The following is a 21651-nucleotide window of genomic DNA, read 5'->3' as shown; positions in this document are numbered from 1 at the left end:
TGGCGAGCTATTCTACATGAATAACTTTATACTGTCTTGCATAGATATGAGTTTATTTGGGGATTTAATGACAACTTATTTAGATATGAATGCAACTTCGCCAGTACTTGATGAGGTAGCTGATTTAGTTAGAGAAATTTTTTTAGAGGAGTATGGCAATGCTGGCAGTCGTACTCATGAATTTGGTGCAAGTGCAAAAAAGGCTGTTGAAAAAGCACGCAAGCAAGTTGCAGATGTAGTTGATGCAGATAAGTCTGAAGTTATTTTTACCAGTGGTGCAACCGAAAGCAATAATATTGCAATTTTAGGCTTAAAAGAGTTTGGAGAAGCGAATAATAAAAAACACATCATCACAACACGAATAGAGCATAAAGCTGTTTTAGAGCCAATTGAACATTTAGAAAAAAATGGTTTTACTGTAAGTTACCTTGAAGTTGATGAAAGTGGAGCTATAAAGCCTGAAGAGCTAAAAAAAACACTTCAAGAAGATACTTTGCTTGTATCAATAATGCACGTAAATAATGAGACGGGTTCGATTCAATCTGTTAAAAATATATGTGATGTACTTGAATTACATGAGGCTTACTTACATATCGATGCAGCGCAAAGCTTTGGAAAATTAAGTGATGATTTAAAAAATGACCGAGTAGACTTAATAAGTGCAAGTGGGCATAAAGTGTATGCCCCAAAAGGTATTGGTGCGTTAATAATGAGAAAGCGTGGCTTTTTAAAGCCACCACTTAAACCAATTATGTTTGGTGGTGGGCAAGAGAAAGGACTACGACCTGGTACTTTAGCCGTTCCACTTATTGCAGGTTTTGGTTTAGCGTGTGAGATTGCACAGAAAAATGCAGCTGCATGGCAAAAGCATGCACAAAAATTAAAAAATGAATTGGTACGAGCCTTAAATACACTTGATGCTCAATACAACGGTGAAAATACATCTCCATTTGTACTTAATTTTTCAGTGCCAAATATAAACTCTGAAGCTGCTATGGTGGTGTTAAAAGGAATTGCAGCTGTATCTAATGGTTCAGCATGTACATCATCAAGTTATACACCTTCACATGTTTTAACGGCAATGCAGTTAGATGAAAAACGTATTGCTGGTGCTATAAGGGTTTCATGGGGACATATGACAGAGTCATTGCCTATTTCTGAAATAATTGAGAAGTTGGAACAGTTAAAGTTGTGATATTGATTCAGTCTATTTATGCTCCGTAGCTAAGATAATCCCCCTTCAACTTCATCTGCAAACAGATAATTAATGAGTAATTATCTCGCATGGATGCGAGAAAAGCGATGCTTGCACATGGATGTGCTTTCATCGCGTTTACGTTCATATTGATTGTTTGTTTAAAGGAAAGTGGAGTTGTGGGGCGCCGTGGGGTTCCAAGGGGCGGACGGCGGTATTCGCCCTTTGGTTGCCGCCAGCAAGCTGGCATTTTAAAAAGGCTTTTATCTTTTATAAAATTTATTATTTTTTAATTCCACAGCCCAATATTCAAATACCTTTTGTAATATGGGCCAGTTAGGCCACTCTGCTTTGGCTACGCCTTTAAGCATATCAGCTAGTTTTTTATCAAACCGTTGTTGGCTTTTGTATTCGCTACTGCCTTTATGTAAATAATCTATTTTTTTATAAAAGGGCTGGTAGGGATAAATATCGCCGTAATAAAAATAGTCTATATCTTGCTCTAGCATTTTCACTTTTATTCGCTCAGTGAGCAGTGGTAGATTTTTATTAAAATCATCGTATTTTAAAAATGTCACTTTGCCTGAGCGCATGTGTATTTTTACTAAATCTACGTCGTCAATGTCGCCATAAAGTTGCACAGCGCAACCTATGTAAACCCGTAATATAGCGGGGAGTTGATTTAAGTGACGAGTGGGTAACATATACGAGTGGCTGTCGTGTAATTCACCAAGCTGAATTAGCTCAAAAGCTTGGTAACAGGCATTTCCAATATTAGCGGGCTCTGCAATTGAGAAAAGCAGTTGCTTTGCTTGCTCTAAAGCTTGGTTGTAATCGCTAAAATGTACTTTTAAGTCCCGCGTTAACCTTGCAGGCATGTGGCTTTTAGCTTGGCGTTTACCAAATAGGCTAAGTGCAAAATAAACCAGTAAATCGTGTTTGCGTTTTAGTTTAGCTTGCTCAAATTCATTTTGCTCGTAGTAATTTTGCAGTAGGGTAAATGCTTTGTTGTGGCTTGCAAAGTATTTACGCAATGTTGTACTTTGCTCAAACTCGTCATTTGTAGGTAAGCGGCCAAAGTGTAGGCAGTGTTGCCAAAAATCATCAAGCAGGGTTTGGTGCTTTTCAAACAAGGTTTTTTGTTGGGCCTTGGGTAATGCTTTTGGTTGTGGCCTTTGGGTTATGTGTTGCCAGTTATAGTTTTGAAATTGCAGCTCTAGGTGATGTGCCTCTTCTAATTTTGGGCATTTAAAAATAGCGATAATACCTTGCCCAAACGCCATAGTTTTAACGTTTAGGGTTTGCTCTATGTAAGCTCTTATTTGAGCTTGGCTATAGTATTTTTGAAAGGTATTCCATTTAGTAATTACGCCATCTTTGTATTGCTTAAAATGCTCTTGCTTGGCTTCGTTGGCGAGCATTACTGATACTAAAAGCAATTTTTTAGTATGTTTGTAAGCCGCTTTTAAAGTGTCTTTTCGCTCTTGCTGCTCTTCAATAACATTGAGTACAAAGCCCAAATTAACAATATCACTTGCTTGCTTACTTCCGTTTGGCCTGTGTACTGGATCCCATGCGTTAATATTTAAACCGTGAGCTTCAAGCTCTGTTGCATCATCTGCCAGGCCACATCCGTAATCAAGTATTGAGTAATCACCATTTAAATAACCATACTTTGCCAGCTTTTGAAAAGGCGCTGAAAGCCTATCACGATTTATTGCGGTTAAATGTCGTTGTATTGTTTGTGGTTCTTGTTCTGTTATGGGCTCTGGTAACTCTGCTATTTTATGTAGCCTGCCTTGCTTATCCAGCTCGTAGCCTTTGCGCTTAATTAAGTTTTTCCACTGGCTCTTAAAGCCAATGCTCTTAGTGTTTTGGTATAGACCTATTTGCTCGCCTTCATCGGTAATATCTTTAAATAATAGGTATTGAGGGTAATTAGGTAAAACAAAGGTTTCTTTACGGTGCAAGATAGGCGGGTTATTTGAACTCTTGTAGTGTGTAGTTTTTATTGTTAGTTCATCGGCGTCAATTGTATAACTGGTATGTAGTGAGGGGTATGCGTATTCATCAAAGTCAGGGTAATTGAGTAGCGTAAATTTTAAGTCACGTTTATAAAGCTTTATTAGGTTCCACGGCTGTTTTACTTCAAGCTTTTGAATGATGCTTTCTACGAAGCTGAATAATTTAGGTGACAGGGCTTTTTCTAATGAGCTTTTATGTAAATAGATAGCTGTTGGTAATGATTTACCATGTTTGAGGTTTTTTACTAAATCACGATACTCAGGGTAGTTCATTTGTTTATACTTTCGAGATTTTCAACGTAATAAAAATACGCCCGTCCGCGCTTTTCAAACTTAAGATCACTCCGCTCGCGACGGTGCATAAGCTCACAGCCCGTTATTTTTAGGTGCGCCATCGCCTCTTTACTGGAAAGCCATTTCCCTTTTTGATCTTGATTAGTCATTTAAGTTACTCAAACTTAGTATAAATTTAATATACATAACTCTTCGCATATCGACAAATTTTGCTTAAAGAACGATGTGAAGATAATTCCCCCGTGATCACACCCGAAAGTTATAAATTGATGAGTAATCACTTGCATGGATGCAAGTTAAGCCGTGACTTCGCCATGGATGGCGAATACACGGCGCTTACGTTCACACCAATTTTTAACTTGAGGAAACAGTGTGATCCTCGGGGCGCCGTGGGGTTCCAAGGGGCGTACGGCGCTATGCGCCCCTTGGTTGCCATCGCCAACGCGACATAATTAAAGTTGGTAATACAAACAAGCATTAACTCATTATTGAATTAAAGGCCGCTGCTAAGATAATTCCCCCGTGATCACACCCGAAAGTTAATTAATGATGAGTAATTAACAGCATGGATGCTGTTAAAAAGCGTAGCTTGGCCATGGATGGCCTATCTACGCTGGTTACGTTCATATCATTAATTTAACTTGAGGAAACAGTGTGATCCTCGGGGCGCCGAGAGATTCCAAAGAGAAGTCGGCGGTACTTCTCTTTGGTTGCCATCGCCAACGCGATATAAGGAACTGAAAATACAGAGCGCGAGCAAGCTTCGCGCCTAAAGGTGTTTAGGTGAGTTTTGTAGCATTGGTTGTATTTGAGTTTGAATCATACGACATGTATCTTTTTTTAATGTATAAAGTAAAGATTGTTATTATAGGAACTCATCATGGATGATTTATTAAGCCAAGGTTTAAGCCTTTTATTTGTTATTGGTAGTGTTTATTCCTTATTAGGTGTTTTGTTTTTTCGTATTTGGTTACATCAACGCAGTGCTAAACTCCCTATTGAGCGTAATAAATTAAAACGTGTTGCTGCACAAACTCTTCAAGAACAAGTAAATAACCAAATTGTTGATGTTATTGGCTTAGTATGTTTAGCTACGCTCATGATTATAATGCCTTTTGCTATTAAGGGTATTGCTGAAGTCTTTGCCAGCGGCAAGTTTAATTACTTTTTCATTATTTTGATCGTATTGGTTTTAGCTTATGTAGCAAGAAAGCTTTGGGTTAAATCTAACGACTTAATAAAACTAAAGCTGGGGCGTGATGCAGAATTAGCAGTTGCTTCAGAGCTTATAGAATTACAGTCACACGGATACCAAGTATTTCATGATATACAAGCTGATGGTTTTAATATTGACCATTTAGTTGTTGGGCCTAATGGTATCTTTGCCATTGAAACCAAAGGTCGGCATAAACGAATAAAAGATGAAACAAACTACAAAGTTAAATTTGAGAAAAATCGTTTAGCATTTCCTTCTTGGTTTGAAAGTAAGCCGCTAGAGCAAGCCCAAAATCAAGCTAATTGGGTGAATAAGTGGCTTTATGAGTCAACTGGTTTTAATACCCAGGTTTTGCCAATTTTATGCTTTCCGGGTTGGTTTATAGAGCTTAAACAAAAGCCAGTATTTCCTATTGTCTCTCATAAACAAATGGTTAAAACGATCCTTTCAATGCAACAGGTTAACTTAAACCAAGAACAGCAGCGTGCTATTTGTTATCAAGTAGTGCAGCGAGCCTTAAACGATAGTAAGGCAATTTAAAAGTTTTACTTTTCGCGTGGGCAAGCTTTGCGCTTACGTTCACACCAATTTTTAACTTGAGGAAATAGTGTGATCCTCGGCGCCCCGTGGGGTTCCAAGGGGCGTACGGCGCTATGCGCCCCTTGGTTGCCGTCGCCAACGCGATATAAGTAAATTATTTTAAACGCCCCCTTTTTTAAGCGAGCAAGCTTCACACCTACTGTAAATTTTAAGCCGATCTGCTAAGAAAACTCTGCCGTGATTACATCCATAATTAAATTAATGATTAGAAATTAACAGCAGGGTTTATTAGGAGGAACGATGCAACCATTGGATTGGTTGTCATTACCAAAGCGATTTTTCAAATTTTTATTGAATATATTTATATATATCAATACTCTATATTTATAAATTAAGGAAAGGAATTATAGACAGTAATGGATGCATCAAAAAATAAAAGTAACTCTGAACCCCTCAATATTGTTTGCCCTGCTTGCACAGAGGAAAACTCTTTAGAGTATGGAAGCCATATAAGCTGCAATAAATGCGAAAAGACCTTTGCAGGTCATACCTATAAAAAATTTAAAAAGCCTCTGCTCTCGGTTAAAGCTGCATTATTTATAGGTGCAGTGGGCGCATATAAAGTAGATAAAGAATTTTTGGAGCCAAAGCGTTATTCAACTGGTGCTATTGTTGAAATAGTCAGCTTTTGTGCAAACTCCGATACTATTTTTAGAAAAGCCTCCCAAAGAGTCACTGCGCAGGCTTGTATTTGTGCTTTAGACGAGACAATGAAAGAAGTGCCAGAGGCGGAGCTATCATCAAATGCAAAATTGTTTAAAAATGCGTTTGTGAGTAATTTACAGCAATGTAGATAGCGATACGTTTGTATCGCTATCCGCCTACTTTATTTTGATTTAGGTGCGTTATTACCTCGCCCTTTTCCAGATATGTTTCCTGTTTTACTAGGGCCATTAGGTGGGGCCGGACGAGAAGGTTGTTGGTTATTTGCAGCAGCCCTTTGAGCTCGTGCTGCAAAGCCGCCTTTTTCAACTAAACCGTTGTTAGCTTTTGCTTCTGCTGCCTGAATTCGTGCAGCGGCACTTTGATTCATATTTTTCATGGTATTACCTTTATTTAGTTTAAATTATGCTCTTCGCTTTGAGAGCAAATTCATCTTAAATAAGGTATTGGGACAAATTGGGACAGAAAATGGATAAATGCAAAGAATTACAAAATAAAATTAAAATTATTATAAAAGAGCTTGGTTTAACTCAAATAGAAATGGCTAAGCGAGTTTATTGTGAGCGTTTTGAAGATGATGATCCTGAAGAAATACGTAAATTTACAGAAACATTTCGGCAAAACTTAAAACGAAAAGCAAAGCCGGAATTACTTGAAAGCTATTTAGCAAATATCGCTAATTTACGAGCGTTTAAAAACTCAGAGATGGCTATTTCTAGTCCTTTAGATCTTGGTTTTATACCTGTAGATATAAAAAGGGCACTTGAAGGGATATCTAAAAAGCTAATAGATGACATAGAGTCAGAAGCTAATAAGCTTTAATCGATTGGGCTGTTTTAAAGTGTTATATGACCCCTTAGTTGCCGTCGCCAATGTGACATAATTAAAGGCGACTGCCAAGGAAGCTCCCCCCGTGATCACACCCGAAATTTAATTAATGATGAGTACAGAACGTATGTTTGGCGTTATTCGGAAACTAGATAAGGGTAAGAAATTTGTTTTTATAACGTCAGAACATGGTGATTTTCATTTTAGGGTCGATGAATTATCAGGTAATATTGAAAAATACGAAGAAACAAGCAAGGTTTCTTTTTACCCAATTAAATGTAATAAGGTAGTTACACAAGGGCTAAAATGCCCAAGTGTACATAAGATTGAAATATGTAATTAAAGGGATTAAAAAGGGGCTGTTACTTAGTCAGTTTGCTCCTTTAACTTTTAGTTTAGGGATTAATTAATGATTAAATGGATTTTTATTTTTCTTGGTTTTATAAGTGCCTTTTCATACGCTGATGATGCTTATACGCAATCTCAGTGTGACCATATCAAAAAGCAACGTGAATCTATTCGCTCTCAATTTAGGCAAGGTTATAGTAATAAAAAAGGTGAGCGGCTAAGGGCTCGAGATAAACAACTCTTTAAAGAATTAGCTAAACACTGTAATCGCCCTCAAAAAAATAGCAAGGCACCCCCTAGCTACTCTAATCGTACGCTTAGCAATACATCAAATGCTAATTGGTTACTAAATCAGAAGGTGTCGAATTCAAGCCTTTATAGTAATAGCTATAAGAATGAAGCTAAGTTAGCAGCGTGGTCGAGGTTTTATAAATTACCAAAGCGGTGTCGGCAAAAGAATATGGAAACGGCCAATTTTGTATGGTGCAGCGAGTATAGGGGTAAGCAAAAAAAACTATTTGAAGCACAGTGGCAAGGGCGCCCATAAATATGTTTAAAACAAAATTACGTGTTGTGTTTATATTTTTTGTACTGCTAATTGTATCGGCTCTTATTGCAAATTATTTTACTGGGCGAGTATTTAATTATCATGATCCTATAGGCGAGGTAAAACGAATTTATAGTAGTTTATCGTCGCAGCTAGCGAGCGAGCCGTTAGCGACTAAACAGTTAAAAAAAGAAGATGTAGCAACTGTAAAAGATGTATCTGTACCTGTGGATCATCACTTATCGCAAGTTAATAATACGCGCTGTGTGGATGTATCGTTAGGGCAGATTAAATATAAACGTAATGGCGATATTTTTACGTGGACAGACAGTGATGGCGTACCACACTTTAGTGATAAAAAACCTGATTTTGCCGTAGCAACTTACGATACGGGTTTTATTGAATCGTTAGATTACTTTGATCTTACTTTAAATACGCCTAAATTGCCTGGATCATTTAACCAAGAGTTACGCATGAAGCTAAATACGGTATTTAAAGTATATGGGCAGGTTATTGGCGTTCATGCACTTAAAAAGGTAAAACTTAATTTAACAGTATTGCCTACGCGCCGCGCTTATGAGGCTGCAATAAAGCACCGCGGTGGTAACCCTACAAATACTGCTGGTATGTATTTTCACGCGAGTAATTCTGCTTTTATTCATTATGATAATGCACACAAAGCAATGCGAACGGCCGTACATGAGGCCGTACACGCCATTAATAAAGCCGTTTTAGGTTATACTCCTCGATGGTTTAACGAGGGATTTGCTGAATATTTTGAGTTTACTAAAAATAATATGCAAACCGCTATTGTGGCGCCAAATAGTTCGTGGACGAAGAATAATAATCTTACTAAAAGTGTATTTTCAATTGATACGTTAGTGGGGTTAGATGACACGTGGAAAGAAGGTGATACCAGTAAGCTTTATGCAAGCAGTTGGGCTGCGATTTATTTTTTAATGGATACTCAAACGGGGAGAGCATTACTTAAGAATATAATGCTTGCTGAGCAAGAGCACCTCTGTAATAAGCTACCTGAAAAGCAATTAAAAGCGATGGTGTATAAGCAATTCCCTAATCTTAATCGTGAATATTCTCAGCGATTAAAAAAGCCTTTAAAAGCGCATACATTTTAAATAAAGTGAAAATTTAATCGCCACACTTCGCGCGATTAGCTAGAACCTATAGATGTTTAAGCTGCTGCATTAGTCAGAAACGTTATTTTTGAGTGTGAGTCAGCTAGAAACTTATAATAGTTTTAAGTACCCATGTGATTTTAGTTACTATTTAGTTACCCTTAATAAACTTTTTAATCGGGCGAAAGTCGGTGCGTTTAAAGTGTGAGCTTGGGCGTAATTTAAAGCCGATTTACTAAGTCTAAATAAAAATTTAAAAAGGCTGTTTTAATAAAAAGTTAAGATGACAGTCCCTAATAAAATACTTATAGTAACTAGCCCTCGGCATATAATTTTAAAGGTAAGTAATGGGTAACAATAATGGACCTGGTGGAAAAGTTATTATTTTTACGCTTATTGCTGTATGTGTGTTAGTTGTTGTAGTGCAAATAGCGATTTCTCCTTCAGAGCCTGTGTACCCCGCGCCATACGATGCGCCTAAAAGCGTTGAAACCACGCAATATATACCGTTGGCCCCCACGTCTAATAAAATTGAAAACCCGCAGCGGGTTGCTCCCATAAAAACACAACCGGCTAAAAAGCGGCGTGTGATTGATATAAACGATATTGAAGATTTAGATACAAGTGTTGCGCACCAGTGGCATGAGGTAAAACCCACTTCACGAGACCTTAAATTGTGCCGTGATATGCAGTTAACCCCAATTGCTTATACCAACGAAGATGGTTCAACCGGCTTTGATTATTTAACACTTACATTAATAGCTTGGCATAATGGTAAAACCTATCCGCTTGAGGATATTTATGGGAGGTCTTTTTCAGAGTCGGTATCTAAGGCATTGTACGACAATTTAGAACAAGTATATTTACAATATATTAAGTGGTTTGGTGCACAGCGGTTATCTAAAACCGATATTACAATATATATAACTAACTCGCGTGAGCAGTATATAAATGCCTTGTTAGATAATGGTGCCGACGATTCTATAAACAGCTTAGGGGTCTATTTACCTCAAAAACATAAGGCGTTTGTTAATATACCTTACACGACTGATAAACGATTCGATTCTACGTCATTTATGAGCACTTTAACGCATGAAGGTACTCATGCAATTAACTTTGTGCAGTTTGGTTACATGCACCGTTGGGCGCAAGAAGGTTTAGCAGAATATTTTGAATTTTTAAGCAACACCGACACCCCCGAGTTAGCGCTTAGCTATAAACAATGGCAAGTATATAGCGATAATTTAGGCGAACCGTTTACACTTGCTGATTTAATTTATCAAAATGAAAAATGGTCACAAAATAAGGGGGCGTTATACACAACTAGCTTGATATATATGCAATATTTTAGTTCGTTATCGTTGGATAATAATCCGTTAGTTAATATGTTAATTGATGAAATGCTTCCGCGTTGTTCAACAATAGATAAAAGTAAAACCATAGATATACTCGATAGCGATGGCCTGCTTAGTAGTAATATGTATGAGTGGTTTAGCCATAATGTGATTCATTATAAAGATCGCGCTATCGAGCTTGCTGAAAAAGAGCGTAGTAAAAGTAAGTAAACACTCGCTATACACTCAATCAATACACCAAGATTAAAGCTTAGTGGTAAGTATCGGCGCAAAAATTAAGTGTACAGCCATTATTGCTACAAAAAGACCTGCGCTTGTGGATTAGTGTTTGGTTTGTTTTTAAATTATTGATTATTTGTTTTTTCACTTCTCATTTACCCTCATTTGCTTCTCTTTGTGAGCATTGTTTTTTGTCTTTGGTTTTAAGTAATTAAGTAATTAAGTAACTAAGACATATATGCACAAAGAGGCGCTTCGCTCAGGAGGCGCTGCGCTTTTAGAGTAGTGATTTAGTGACTAGAACGTGTTTTTGGCTTCTCATTTACCCTCATTTTCTTCTCTTTGTGAGCATTGTTTTTTGTCTTTGGTTTTAAGTAATTAAGTGATTAAGACATATATGCACAAAGAGGCGCTTCGCTCTGGAGACGCTGCGCTTTAGAGTAGTGATTTAGTGATTTAGTGATTTAGTGATTTTTAATTTAACTAACTGTTTTTATTATTTATTCACTTCTCATTTACTCTCATTTGCTTCTCTTTGTGAGCATTGTTTTTTGTCTTTGGTTTTTAAGTGATTAAGACATATATGCACAAAGAGGCGCTTCACTCTGGAGTCGCTGGGCTTTAGAGTAGTGATTAGTAACTAGATCGTGTATGAACTTGTGTTTTTGGCTTCTCATTTACCCTCATTTACTGCTCTTTGTGAGCATTGTTTTTTGTCTTTGGTTTTTAAGTGATTCAGTAATTAAGCGATTAAGCCATTATTTGCACAAAGAGGCGCTTCGCTCAGGAGACGCTGCGCTTTTAGAGTAGTGATTTAGTGACTAGAACGTGTTTTTGGCTTCTCATTTACCCTCATTTGCTTCTCTTTGTGAGCATTGTTTTTTGTCTTTGGTTTTAAGTAATTAAGTGATTAAGACATATATGCACAAAGAGACGCTGCGCTTTAGAGTAGTGATTTAGTGATTTAGTGATTTAGTGGTTAGCTATTTTTATTTAACTAGCTGTTTTTATTGTTTTTTTACTTCTCATTTACTCTCATTTGCTTCTATTTGTGAGCAATGGTTTTTTGTCTTTGTCTTTGTCTTTGTCTTTGTTTTTAGTGGTCAGTGTTTTTAGTTGGCGGTTTATATTGTAAATATATTAAATACCGCTAAACTAATCATTATATAGTTAATGATTAGTTTGGTATTCATTTGTGAGATCTGAAAAAGCATTAAAATTAGCTAAGCGCATGGGGGATTTGATCCGCCAATATCGTACTTTACAGTATACCCAAAGCACATTTGCAAAAATGATAGGGGTATCGCGATCGACGGTACAAAAACTTGAACAAGGAGAAGTTGTAAAAAGCGATATTTTGTTTGAAGCGTTAATTGTACTGGATTTGCAAGGAACACTCTTAGATGAAATTAACGATTTAGCTGAAGAGGTGGGTGGCTACCAGGCTCGCCAACGTAAGAGTAATAAACCTCAGGTAATTAACGATGACTTCTGAATGTTATGTATTTATTGATGGCCTAGAAGATAAACCTATTATTTGTGGTTTTTTTAAACTGAATACACAAACTGGCCGAGGAGAGTTTAATTATGGTAAAAGCTATTTAGCTCGAAGTGATGCATTTTCGCTTGACCCTATACATTTACCTTTACAGTCTGGAGTTGTTAGTTATACCGCGAATAAGGGGATTTTTGGTGTATTAAGTGATGCGGGCGCAGACTCATGGGGGCGAAAATTAATAGTCTCTTTGCATAGTACGAAACCTAAAAATGAATTGGAATTTTTATTAGCGGGTTCTGGGTATGGTGTTGGGGCTTTGGTGTTTAGCTTGTCACGCAGTGCGGCAAAACATAAAAAAAATAAAAACACCTTGGCCGATTTAGCATTACTAGATCAAGCAAAAGACGACTTACTGGCTAATAAGGCTATTTCAAATGAAGCTAAAAAAGCCTTTGAGTTTGGTCAAAGTATGGGAGGCGCTCGTCCTAAAACATCACTAGAAGTGAACAGTATTCTTTATTTAGCAAAATTTAACCGTCAGGACGATTTATTTAATTTAGTTAGAGCTGAACATGCGGCTATGTGTATGGCTAATAAATTAGGGATCCGTACGGCTAATACACATATTCATGAAACAGAGAATGGTGATGTATTGCTTGTAGAGCGTTTTGATGTAAAAGCTGGCGTCCCAACCCATCATTTTTTAAGTGCGAATAGTTTAGTGCAAAAGGCAAAGGTAGCAATGAGTGATTTAACCACTTATTACAGCTATGCAGAATTGGCCGAATTTATTCGTCATCACACAGCGGAGTACGCTGATGATGCAACCGAGCTATTTAAGCGAATGGTGTTTAATGTATTTATTGGTAACACGGATGATCATAGCCGTAATCATGCCTTTGTATATTGTTTTACTGAAAAAAAGTGGCGATTAAGTCCTGCTTATGACATTACCCCTATTAATAATTCAAAGCAGTATGGGTTGGGAATTGGTGATGAGGGACGATATGCCAGTATCGAAAATATGTTATCGCAAGCCAAGCGTTTTGGTTTAACCCGAGCACAAGCAAAGTTGGTTATTGATGACATTGAAAGTTATACCCAGCAGTGGCGCAATCACTTTAAAGATTTTGCTGATATTAGTGATGCTGATATACAACGTTTAGGTGCAGTGATCCCGCATATTACTTAAACAATGTATTGTTCATAGTTTATATTAATAGTGATTTAAATATGTTTATAATACAGTTGGTTAGGTGGTTTAAAGTAATTGTTTTCAATTCACATTTACCCTCGTTTTCTTCTCTTTGTGGGCAATGTTTTTTGTCTTTGGTTTTTAAGTGATTCAGTAATTAAGCGATTAAGCCCTTATTTGCACAAAGAGGCGCTTTGCTCTGGAGACGCTGCGCTTTAGAGTAGTGATTTAGTGGTTAGCTATTTTTATTTAACTAGCTGTTTTTATTGTTTTTTTCACTTCTCATTAACTCTCATTTTCTTCTCTTTGTGAGTAATGGTTTTTTGTCTTTGGTTTTAAGTAATTAAGTGATTAAGACATATATGCACAAAGAGGCGCTTCGCTCTGGAGGCGCTGCGCTTTTAGAGTAGTGATCAGATTGTGTTTGGTCTTGTATTTTTCACTTCTCATTTACCCTCATTTGCTTCTCTTTGTGAGCATTGGTTTTTGTCTTTGATTTGTTAGTGATTAAAGCTAGTGATTAAGACATATATGCACAAAGAGGCGCTGCGCTCTGGAGACGCTGCGCTTTTAGAGTAGTGATCAGATTGTATGTGAACTTGTGTTTTTGGCTTCTCATTTACCCTCATTTTCTTCTCTTTGTGAGCAATGGTTTTTTGTCTTTGGTTTTAAGTAATTAAGTGATTAAGACATATATGCACAAAGAGGCGCTTCGCTCTGGAGACGCTGCGCTTTTAGAGTAGTGAGCCAGTGACTAGATCGTGTTTGGTCTTGTATTTTTGGCTTCTCATTTACCCTCATTTTCTTCTCTTTGTGGGCAATGTTTTTTGTCTTTGGTTTTAAGTGATTAAGTGATTAAGACATATTTGCACAAAGAGGCGCTTCGCTCAGGAGGCGCTGCGCTTTAGAGTAGTGATCAGATCGTGTTTGGTCTTGTATTTTTGGCTTCTCATTTGCTTCTCATTTGCTTCTCTTTGTGAGCATTGGTTTTTGTTTTTGATTTGTTAGTGATTAAAGCTAGTGATTAAGACATATATGCACAAAGAGGCGCTGCGCTCTGGAGACGCTGCGCTTTAGAGTAGTGAGCCAGTGACTAGATCGTGTTTTTCACTTCTCATTTACCCTCATTTACTGCTCTTTGTGAGTAATGGTTTTGTTTTCACTGCTTAATTGCTTCTATTTCTGCTCTTTGTGATTAGTTGTTTTTTATTTTAAAAGTGATTAACACAAAAACGAACTCTCAGAACGTACCACGATGGATATGGCGTACGTTACACGCGGTGTTAGAGGGGTAGGTGATGCAGTAAAAAGCACAGAGCGAAAGTAGACTAATTACGATAACTAACGAGATACCTTTTTTGTTCAAATCAGTATGTTATTTAATGTATGGTTTGCTAGTATGCATATTCACATAGGGAGCTCTATAATGACTAAAATCGAAAACGTCGCCGTTGTTGGCGGAACACATGGTAATGAATTCAGCGGTATTTACTTATTAAAAAAATGGCAAGCATCCCCGCAACTTCTCGCTAAAAGTAACCTTACAATTAATACGCTTTTTGCTAATCCAAAAAGCTTCGAAGAAAACAAACGCTATATTGACTGCGACTTAAATCGCCAATTTACTTTGCCTGATTTAGTTAATAACACCTTAGCAAACTATGAGCAAAGTCGGGCTAAAGTCATTAATGCTGAGTTAGGCCCTAAAGGTGGCGCAAAAACCGATTTTATTATTGATTTGCACAATACAACAAGCAATATGGGGCCGACTTTAATTTTATTAAAATCAGATGACTTTAATAAAAAAATGGGGGCTTATGTGTTGTCTGTTATGCCACAAGCTATTATTGTTTTTGAAGATCAAGTTTCTATGCACGATCATACCTTTTTAGCCTCAATTGCTGATCAAGGGGTTATTGTTGAAATTGGCCCGCAACCACAATCGGTAATACGACAAGATGTACTTGATTGGATGGATACCATGACCCACGCTATTTTAGATTTTGTGGTTATGTACAATAAAAGTGAATTGCCTGCGCTACCTGCTAGCTATACCGCTTATAAATACGTTGAAACCATTGCATTACCGCAAAATCAGCAAGGCGAACGTATGGGGATGGTGCATAAAAATGTGCAAGATCAAGATTTCAAAGCGTTAAATAAAGGTGACCCTATTTTTACTTTATTTGATGGTAGCGAAATTACTTATCAAGGCGATTATCAAGCCTACCCGCATTTTATAAATGAAGCGGCTTATTATGATAATAATTTAGCGATGTCGCTTGGTGAAAAAATAACGGTAACGCTTTAAATTTACGTGGGTAAATCAGTTTTATGCCCTATTTTAAAGCAGTATGGCCAAGTCGTAATTATAAGTAGCTCGCTTAAGTGATTAAGTAATAAGCCCTTATTTGCACAAAAAGGCGCTTCGCTTTTGGAGGCGCTGCGCTTTAGAGTAGTAGCCTAGTGATTTTTAATTTAACTAACTGTTTTTATTATTTATTCACTTCTCATTTACCCTCATTTTCTTCTCTTTGTGAGCAATGGTTTTTGTCTTTGATTTGTTAGTGATTAAAGCTAGTGATTAAGACATATATGCACAAAGAGGCGCTACGCTTTGGAGACGCTGCGCTTTTAGAGTAGTGATTAGATCGTGTTTGGTCTTGTGTTTTTGGCTTCTCATTTACCCTCATTTTCTTCTCTTTGTGAGCAATGGTTTTTGTTTTTGATTTGTTAGTGATTAAAGCTAGCGATTAAGACATATATGCACAAAGAGGCGCTGCGCTCTGGAGACGCTGCGCTTTTAGAGTAGTGACTTAGTGAATTAGTAACTAGATTGTGTTTGAGCTTGTGTTTTTGGCTTCTCTTACCCTCATTTTCTTCTCTTTGTGAGTAATGGTTTTTGTCTTTGGTTGTTAAGTGATTAAGTGATTAAGACATATATGCACAAAGAGACGCTGCGCTTTAGAGTAGTGACCTGTTTGGTCTTGTGTTTTTCACTTCTCATTTACCCTCATTTTCTTCTCTTTGTGAGCATTGGTTTTTGTCTTTGGTTTTAAGTAATTAAGTGATTAAGACATATATGCACAAAGAGACGCTGCGCTCTGGAGGCGCTGCGCTTTTAGAGTAGTGATTTAGTGACTTTGTGAATTAGTAACTAGATCGTGTGACCTTGTGTTTTTCACTTCTCATCTGCTTCTCTTTGTGAGTAATGGTTTTTTGTTTTTAAGTTATTTGTTTTTTAGTGTATTACAGTTAGTTTATACACCTAGTTATATAACCAATGAGGGCTTTGTTACTCATACGTATGATGGCGGGTCGCGCTAAAGCGATTTAAAATACGGTGCACAATATACACCGCGCATAGGCTTGTCATAATGGCGACCGATACTGAACTAAAACGATATAAAGCGCTGTAAATAAGGTCTTGTCCTGGGCCGAGAGATTGACCAAATAAAATACCGAAGGTGGTTAACACCCCAAAACCAACCCCAGGGGTTCCTCCTGCCAATATATGAAAACGGCTAAATATGAGTGATAACACCCATAAAATAATAACCGGGAATAATAAAAAATCGGTGTGGTTATACAATAAAATTTGCGCTAATAATGCAACATTACAGCCAATTAAAGTGCCAATAGCCCGTTGCCAACCCGCCACACCAGCCGCTTTCCAACACAACGAAAACAAAATTAAAACCGAGGCTGCTTGCGCCGAAATTGAATCGTTTAAATCGAGCACCTGAAATACCACAAATGATAAGGTAGCGACGGTGGCGCAAAGGAGTACTTCGTGGCGTATGCTTTGTTTAGCTTTAGCCGGCATTTGTGGCATTTGCCGTGCCGATACATCGGGGAATAGTCCATGCATTAAAAGGGCAATAACGATGGATAATAATGTAGCAGCAATATTACTGATTATTAAAGGATAGATACTACTGCCTGCGGTTACATAGCTTGAAAAATGCAATTGTATCGAAAGCCCCACAGCCCCTAATGCGCCAAATAAAAAACCGCCGCCACTGCTCATCTGATAAAACAATATACAAAATGCGGCAAATGCGATCAGTGCCATTAGTACAGGTAAGTGAGAAAAAAATCCCTGTAAAATAAGCACAACAACCGCACTAAAGCCTGCGCTGGCAATAAATTGACGTACTACACTTATATTTATTACCGGTACTAACCCGAGTAATAACATAGGGTAAACGGTAAAAAATATGCCATTTGGCCAGTCCATTAGTTTACTTATGGTAAAGCCAAGGGTACAACCACCGGCAATACGCAATGCTTGTCTTAAGCCATTGGTGGTTAACTGTGGGGCGTTAATGTTATTACTCATAGCGCGTCCATTAATATATGTAATGTAACCAGCTGATAAAGCGAATTTGGGCAATGGCAAACCATTGGCCAATTGTTGATTCAGGTAAAAGCTGTACGGTGGCTCTGGCACCTGAGGGCATGTTAGCAATTAAATTGGGGTGTTCGTTAAGCGTTAAATGTATGCGCTGGCGTTGTGCGTCGCGCACCCAACGTGAGCTGGTGTCGGTGGTACTTAAAAGCCCGTTAGCGCTTAGCTGACCATCGCTTACACCGGCTTCAAATAAGGCAATCTGTGCACTGTAAACTTCCCCAGGGCGATTATCAAATACAACGCGAGCTTGTGTTGAGAGTGTCATATTTTTAAGCGATTTTTCACGAAAGTCAGCCACTAAATCTGCTTTTTTTGCCACAATCGCTAACAGCGGGCTGCCTGTAATGGCGTAAGCACCGTTAAGTAATTGTAAGTTAGAGACCACTCCATCGGTAAGCGCATGAACCTGTGTGTATGACAAATTTAGTTTTGCTTGTGCTAATTGGTTTGCTGCATGGCGAATGGCTAGGTTGTCGTTGCCCGATTTACCGCGCGCTAGGGTGGCTTCGGCTAATTGCGCTTCAAGGGCGGCGGTATTTGCTTTACTGGCTTGAAAATTAGCATGTATCGCTTCGAGCGCTTGCTCCGATATCGAGCGTTTTTTATAAAGGGCTTCGGCCCGAGTTTGCGACAGCTTTTGCTCGTGCTGTTTGGCTTTAGCTGCAACAATTTGCGCTTTAAGGGCTTTTACATTGGTGTCTAAGCGCTGGTTTTGTAACTTTGCATCGTCTAGGGTTAGTTGCGCTTGAGCTAATGCAAGTTGATAGGGGGTTGGGTCTATTTCAAAGAGAATATCGCCCACTTTTACTGTTTGGTTATTACTAACACGTACGTTGGTCACTTGGCCACTAATTTGCGGTGCAACTTGTACTACCGAATGATATACCCTGGCTTGTGGCGTAACAGGCATCGTCATATCGGCAATGAGGTAGTAGATAAATAGGCACACAAAAGCAATTAATGAAAAGCGTACATAACGTGTAAATTTTTGATCGGGAGTCATTACTTTCCTTTATCTGTTACTGTGTTTAGGGCGATTGCGTGGGCATTTTTTTCGATATTAATTAATGCATAAGCCATTGCGTCTAGTTGTTTGTGGCTTAAACCGCTATAAAGTTGGCTTTTTAGCGCTGCTACTTTTTCATCTAACAAGGCTAAAGTACTGCGTCCTTGTTTGGTAAAGTAAATTTGCTTGCTGCGTTTATCATTACTGGCAACTTGGCGGGTGATTAACTTTGCGTGTTCGAGCTGCTTTAAGGTGCGTGTTAACGAGGGCATTTCTATACCTAAGCTGTTTGCTAACGCTAATTGAGTTAGTCCTTCACCGACCATACTTATATGTAACAATGCGGTCCAGCGCGATTGCGTTAACCCCAGCGGCTCTACAGCGGTGGTGATAACATCGCGGCACAAGCGATGTACTCGGCCCATATTACCAATAATGGTTAAATCTAACGTTTCGTGAAAAGGTGGGTGTGTCATTATTAATACGTTATTTAGTTAGCTTGCTAAGTATAATAACATTGCTTAACAGGCTAAGTAAATATGCGGCTGTGATCCATTTTTGTGTTGATAAAATACATTATTAATATTAATCAACAATTAAAACAGTTCGTTAAAAACGTCCTCAAACTGTTCGCCATTATTTAATCTCTCTAAGCCTTTGTACATGTCTTTTGGGTTCATCGGGTTTACAGCGATTAGTGATGCTTGATAATACTTTAAATTGGTGTTTGCAAAGTCACTGAGGTAAAACACCGATTTAACTTTGGTTACGTCATCATTTGTCACATCAATGTTTTCTAATAAAAATGGCTTTCGGTAGTCAGCTTTTATCCCAGTGCCTTCAACGAACCAAGCCGGTAATTGAGTTAGTTCTACATACAAGTTTGTTCTGTGTCTGACTTCTGCATGAACCAGTTCATGAGCTATTACGTCAATGTTTAGCCCTTTTGGACCAAGAAATATGCATTCTCTAAAAAAACCAGAGCTTTGCATGCCTGTGGTGTTGAATCCGAACTTGGCAAATTTAGTTTCTGCTGTTGCAATAACTCTAGGGTGAGCATCGGGAGTACCATAGATACCGGCAACTCTTTTAAATGCGGCTTCTACAGCCTGTAATAGCTCAACTTGCTTTAGGGTGTCGATACTTTGGTCAACATAAAAATTGGGTGACACTTCATTAAAGTGCGATAGTCCTATTAGCTCGCAAGCAATGGCATTTTTTTTAACATAGCCTAATGAAGCTATAAAAAATGTAATAAAAATAATAGTAAATATCTTAAGTATCTTCATTAAAAGTCCAATTGTTTATAGCTTGCATAGGGTAGATACCAGCTATCACTCTTTGTCTGTAAGTATAACCGGTACTTTAGGTATTGTTTTTTTAATGCCAGATAATGGCGTACCAGTGTTACTAAAATGGGGGGCGTGTGGCTGTGCCTTATCATGCACAGCAATGGATCAGCGTCAAATCTTCGCAGTATTAACTATTTTAATAAAAACACGGCCTAAGCCGTGTTTTGGATTTAATTATAATAATGTAAAGAGTTAAAAATTTAATAAATTGGCGGGTGAGTATTGATCTGTTAACACTTTGGTATCGCTTGGCCAATCTTGATTATTTTTGGTGTATTGCAGGTATTCACTTAAGCTTTGCATATCAACACCATAAGGTGCTAATTGTGGATTAAGGGTTTTTATACGTTGCTGTATTTGACTCTCGCTTGGCAAATGGGTGTAACCGGCCAGTATAATTCGGTTACTGCGCTTTTCGCGGCTCACATTAATAAAGTCGCCAAATACACTGTGATAGGTGGCCGATTCATGTTGGTATAACTTACTACTTGAAAACGTGTTGGCCGCTATGATGCCTTTAGGCGCAAGTATACTTTTTACCTCTGTAAAAAATTCTTTAGTGAGTAAGTGCTCGGGAATGTAGTCGCCATTAAACGCATCTAATATGATCCAATCGTAGGTTTGTTTTTTTAGAGCTGCACGTTTTATAAAAATACGGCCGTCTTGTACTTTAGCGCTAATGTTATCGGCTTCGATAAAATTAAAGTAATCGCGAGCCACTTTAATAACCGCAGGGTCAATTTCTACATTGTCTATTTGTGCTGCTGGGTAAAGCTGATGAATAATATTTGATAACGTACCGCCACCGAGTCCTACAATAAGTACATTTTTAGGGTTGTCGATAAGTAATAAACTAGAAAACACTAACTTAGTGTAATTAAACACCAATTTATTAGGGTTATCGGTATACATGCAACTTTGGCTACTTTTACTGCTTTTAGTGTTAAATTTTAAACAGCGTAAATTATCGTTTTGTTCAACAATGATATTTCGATACAAAGAGCGTTCTTGATGAATAACTTTACTGACAACAGGTGCTGAAAATACCGTTGCAAGCAGTAATAAGTATTTAAGCATGAGCAGGCTCCTTATGCGTGTTTACTATTTTATGTAAAAGTATGGCCAGTGTACCAAGCGCCCCTAAAGTGAGTGCAAATGCAGTGATAATGGTATTAACATCAAATGCCAGTACAAAATAAAACGAGGTAATAATAGTACCCAAGGCACTGCCTAATGTACTTACAAAATATAAAATTCCTGCAACTTGCCCACTTTTTTCACTGTCGGTTACCAATAGCCTAACGGAGTAAGGTGAGATCATGCCTAAAATAATCGTGGGAATAAAAAACAATGCGGTAGAGGCTAGTAAAGAGCCATAGCGGCTGTCTTCAATATGCGTAAAAATAAACGTCATAATAGGTTGGGCAAATAACACAATGGGTAACACCATGACGCTGGCAATTAAAAAGATTAAACCGTATTTAGACAGCGACGCATTTTTTGTACTGAGTTTACCGCCAAGTAAATAACCGAATGATAAGCTCAACATAAATACAGTAATAATACTGCCCCATATATGTACACTACTGCCAAAAAACGGCGCGAGTATGCGTCCACCTAAAAGCTCAATACCCATAATGCAAAAACCACTGCAAAAGGCTAAAAAATAAATTAATGTGTTGGTATTTAAAGTCATGTAATTATCGTTATGCAACTTAGTTAAATTATGTACTTACCATACTAACGTGAAGCGTATAAGCT

General features: G+C 37.9%; 19 protein-coding genes. 10 read left to right on the top strand and 9 right to left on the bottom strand.

Translation table 11 applies throughout. The features are described 5' to 3' along the window. Positions 1–67: 67 nt before the first annotated feature. Complete coding sequence (gene dndA / locus J8L70_RS10315) at positions 68–1195, top strand: cysteine desulfurase DndA (RefSeq protein WP_211055492.1); 1128 nt, start codon at positions 68–70, stop codon at positions 1193–1195. 263 nt (positions 1196–1458) lie between these two features. Here dndA and J8L70_RS10310 read toward each other — a convergent pair whose 3' ends face one another. Then, positions 1459–3492 (bottom strand): DNA phosphorothioation-associated putative methyltransferase, encoded by a 2034-nt coding sequence (locus J8L70_RS10310; RefSeq protein ID WP_211055491.1) that lies wholly within the window; start codon positions 3490–3492, stop codon positions 1459–1461. Then, positions 3489–3662, bottom strand: coding sequence for a hypothetical protein (locus J8L70_RS10305; protein WP_211055490.1), 174 nt, complete (start codon positions 3660–3662; stop codon positions 3489–3491). The genes J8L70_RS10310 and J8L70_RS10305 overlap by 4 nt, the downstream gene beginning before the upstream one ends. Before the next feature lie 731 nt (positions 3663–4393). Between J8L70_RS10305 and J8L70_RS10300 the strand changes: the two genes are divergently transcribed. Together J8L70_RS10300 and J8L70_RS10295 are read left to right on the top strand one after the other, a co-directional pair. Beyond that, positions 4394–5269: a nuclease-related domain-containing protein gene (locus tag J8L70_RS10300; protein ID WP_211055489.1), complete on the top strand. Its 876-nt coding sequence runs from the start codon at positions 4394–4396 to the stop codon at positions 5267–5269. Between the two features lie 416 nt (positions 5270–5685). Next, positions 5686–6126, top strand: coding sequence for a hypothetical protein (locus J8L70_RS10295; RefSeq protein ID WP_211055488.1), 441 nt, complete (start codon positions 5686–5688; stop codon positions 6124–6126). 29 nt (positions 6127–6155) lie between these two features. On the opposite strand, the gene J8L70_RS10290 is transcribed toward J8L70_RS10295, so the two are convergent. Beyond that, the gene (locus J8L70_RS10290) at positions 6156–6371 is read right to left on the bottom strand and encodes a hypothetical protein (RefSeq protein ID WP_211055487.1); all 216 of its coding nucleotides are present in this window, start codon (positions 6369–6371) and stop codon (positions 6156–6158) included. 89 nt (positions 6372–6460) lie between these two features. On the opposite strand from J8L70_RS10290, the gene J8L70_RS10285 reads away from it, so the two are divergent. From J8L70_RS10285 to J8L70_RS10255, 7 genes are all read left to right on the top strand, one after another. Further along, positions 6461–6814 (top strand): hypothetical protein, encoded by a 354-nt coding sequence (locus tag J8L70_RS10285; RefSeq protein WP_211055486.1) that lies wholly within the window; start codon positions 6461–6463, stop codon positions 6812–6814. A gap of 415 nt (positions 6815–7229) precedes the next feature. Further along, entirely contained in the window at positions 7230–7715 is a 486-nt protein-coding gene (locus J8L70_RS10280; RefSeq protein ID WP_211055485.1) for a hypothetical protein, read from the top strand. 2 nt (positions 7716–7717) lie between these two features. Beyond that, positions 7718–8851 (top strand): DUF1570 domain-containing protein, encoded by a 1134-nt coding sequence (locus tag J8L70_RS10275; RefSeq protein WP_211055484.1) that lies wholly within the window; start codon positions 7718–7720, stop codon positions 8849–8851. Between the two features lie 347 nt (positions 8852–9198). Beyond that, positions 9199–10416: a hypothetical protein gene (locus J8L70_RS10270; RefSeq protein ID WP_211055483.1), complete on the top strand. Its 1218-nt coding sequence runs from the start codon at positions 9199–9201 to the stop codon at positions 10414–10416. A 1204-nt stretch (positions 10417–11620) separates the two neighbouring features. Then, positions 11621–11920 (top strand): helix-turn-helix transcriptional regulator, encoded by a 300-nt coding sequence (locus tag J8L70_RS10265; protein WP_211055482.1) that lies wholly within the window; start codon positions 11621–11623, stop codon positions 11918–11920. Next, positions 11910–13115 carry a HipA domain-containing protein gene (locus tag J8L70_RS10260; protein WP_211055481.1) on the top strand — a complete coding sequence of 402 codons (1206 nt, stop codon included), beginning with the start codon at positions 11910–11912 and terminating at the stop codon, positions 13113–13115. The genes J8L70_RS10265 and J8L70_RS10260 overlap by 11 nt, the downstream gene beginning before the upstream one ends. 1429 nt (positions 13116–14544) lie before the next feature. Continuing rightward, positions 14545–15429: an aspartoacylase gene (locus J8L70_RS10255; RefSeq protein ID WP_211055480.1), complete on the top strand. Its 885-nt coding sequence runs from the start codon at positions 14545–14547 to the stop codon at positions 15427–15429. A gap of 984 nt (positions 15430–16413) precedes the next feature. Here J8L70_RS10255 and J8L70_RS10250 read toward each other — a convergent pair. The 6 genes from J8L70_RS10250 to J8L70_RS10225 form a co-directional block, all read right to left on the bottom strand. Continuing rightward, complete coding sequence (locus J8L70_RS10250; protein WP_211055479.1) at positions 16414–17460, bottom strand: DUF2955 domain-containing protein; 1047 nt, start codon at positions 17458–17460, stop codon at positions 16414–16416. 10 nt (positions 17461–17470) lie between these two features. After that, on the bottom strand, positions 17471–18535 hold the full coding sequence (locus tag J8L70_RS10245; protein ID WP_211055478.1) for an HlyD family secretion protein: 1065 nt from the start codon (positions 18533–18535) through the stop codon (positions 17471–17473). Further along, positions 18535–19017, bottom strand: coding sequence for a MarR family transcriptional regulator (locus J8L70_RS10240; protein ID WP_211055540.1), 483 nt, complete (start codon positions 19015–19017; stop codon positions 18535–18537). Before J8L70_RS10240 ends, J8L70_RS10245 begins: the two co-directional genes overlap by 1 nt. A gap of 117 nt (positions 19018–19134) precedes the next feature. After that, complete coding sequence (locus tag J8L70_RS10235) at positions 19135–19827, bottom strand: hypothetical protein (protein WP_211055477.1); 693 nt, start codon at positions 19825–19827, stop codon at positions 19135–19137. Between the two features lie 255 nt (positions 19828–20082). Next, on the bottom strand, positions 20083–20967 hold the full coding sequence (locus tag J8L70_RS10230) for a fused MFS/spermidine synthase (protein ID WP_211055476.1): 885 nt from the start codon (positions 20965–20967) through the stop codon (positions 20083–20085). Further along, positions 20960–21586: a fused MFS/spermidine synthase gene (locus J8L70_RS10225; RefSeq protein ID WP_211055475.1), complete on the bottom strand. Its 627-nt coding sequence runs from the start codon at positions 21584–21586 to the stop codon at positions 20960–20962. The genes J8L70_RS10230 and J8L70_RS10225 overlap by 8 nt, the downstream gene beginning before the upstream one ends. Positions 21587–21651: the final 65 nt, after the last annotated feature.

Origin of the sequence: Pseudoalteromonas sp. MMG010 (assembly GCF_018100905.1) — a bacterium.
Taxonomy (GTDB): domain Bacteria; phylum Pseudomonadota; class Gammaproteobacteria; order Enterobacterales; family Alteromonadaceae; genus Pseudoalteromonas.
This window is presented reverse-complemented; position numbering and strand designations above follow the sequence as displayed.

What these genes read in the sequence shown, in the direction of transcription:
- J8L70_RS10280 (WP_211055485.1), top strand. Translation starts at nt 7,230, where the DNA reads ATGATTAAATGGATTTTTATTTTTCTTGGTTTTATAAGTGCCTTTTCA.
- J8L70_RS10255 (WP_211055480.1), top strand. Translation starts at nt 14,545, where the DNA reads ATGACTAAAATCGAAAACGTCGCCGTTGTTGGCGGAACACATGGTAAT.
- J8L70_RS10225 (WP_211055475.1), bottom strand. Translation starts at nt 21,586, where the DNA reads ATGACTTTAAATACCAACACATTAATTTATTTTTTAGCCTTTTGCAGT.
- J8L70_RS10290 (WP_211055487.1), bottom strand. Translation starts at nt 6,371, where the DNA reads ATGAAAAATATGAATCAAAGTGCCGCTGCACGAATTCAGGCAGCAGAA.
- J8L70_RS10270 (WP_211055483.1), top strand. Translation starts at nt 9,199, where the DNA reads ATGGGTAACAATAATGGACCTGGTGGAAAAGTTATTATTTTTACGCTT.
- J8L70_RS10230 (WP_211055476.1), bottom strand. Translation starts at nt 20,967, where the DNA reads ATGCTTAAATACTTATTACTGCTTGCAACGGTATTTTCAGCACCTGTT.
- J8L70_RS10275 (WP_211055484.1), top strand. Translation starts at nt 7,718, where the DNA reads ATGTTTAAAACAAAATTACGTGTTGTGTTTATATTTTTTGTACTGCTA.
- J8L70_RS10245 (WP_211055478.1), bottom strand. Translation starts at nt 18,535, where the DNA reads ATGACTCCCGATCAAAAATTTACACGTTATGTACGCTTTTCATTAATT.
- J8L70_RS10250 (WP_211055479.1), bottom strand. Translation starts at nt 17,460, where the DNA reads ATGAGTAATAACATTAACGCCCCACAGTTAACCACCAATGGCTTAAGA.
- J8L70_RS10285 (WP_211055486.1), top strand. Translation starts at nt 6,461, where the DNA reads ATGGATAAATGCAAAGAATTACAAAATAAAATTAAAATTATTATAAAA.
- J8L70_RS10300 (WP_211055489.1), top strand. Translation starts at nt 4,394, where the DNA reads ATGGATGATTTATTAAGCCAAGGTTTAAGCCTTTTATTTGTTATTGGT.
- J8L70_RS10295 (WP_211055488.1), top strand. Translation starts at nt 5,686, where the DNA reads ATGGATGCATCAAAAAATAAAAGTAACTCTGAACCCCTCAATATTGTT.
- J8L70_RS10305 (WP_211055490.1), bottom strand. Translation starts at nt 3,662, where the DNA reads ATGACTAATCAAGATCAAAAAGGGAAATGGCTTTCCAGTAAAGAGGCG.
- J8L70_RS10260 (WP_211055481.1), top strand. Translation starts at nt 11,910, where the DNA reads ATGACTTCTGAATGTTATGTATTTATTGATGGCCTAGAAGATAAACCT.
- J8L70_RS10310 (WP_211055491.1), bottom strand. Translation starts at nt 3,492, where the DNA reads ATGAACTACCCTGAGTATCGTGATTTAGTAAAAAACCTCAAACATGGT.
- dndA (WP_211055492.1), top strand. Translation starts at nt 68, where the DNA reads ATGACAACTTATTTAGATATGAATGCAACTTCGCCAGTACTTGATGAG.
- J8L70_RS10235 (WP_211055477.1), bottom strand. Translation starts at nt 19,827, where the DNA reads ATGAAGATACTTAAGATATTTACTATTATTTTTATTACATTTTTTATA.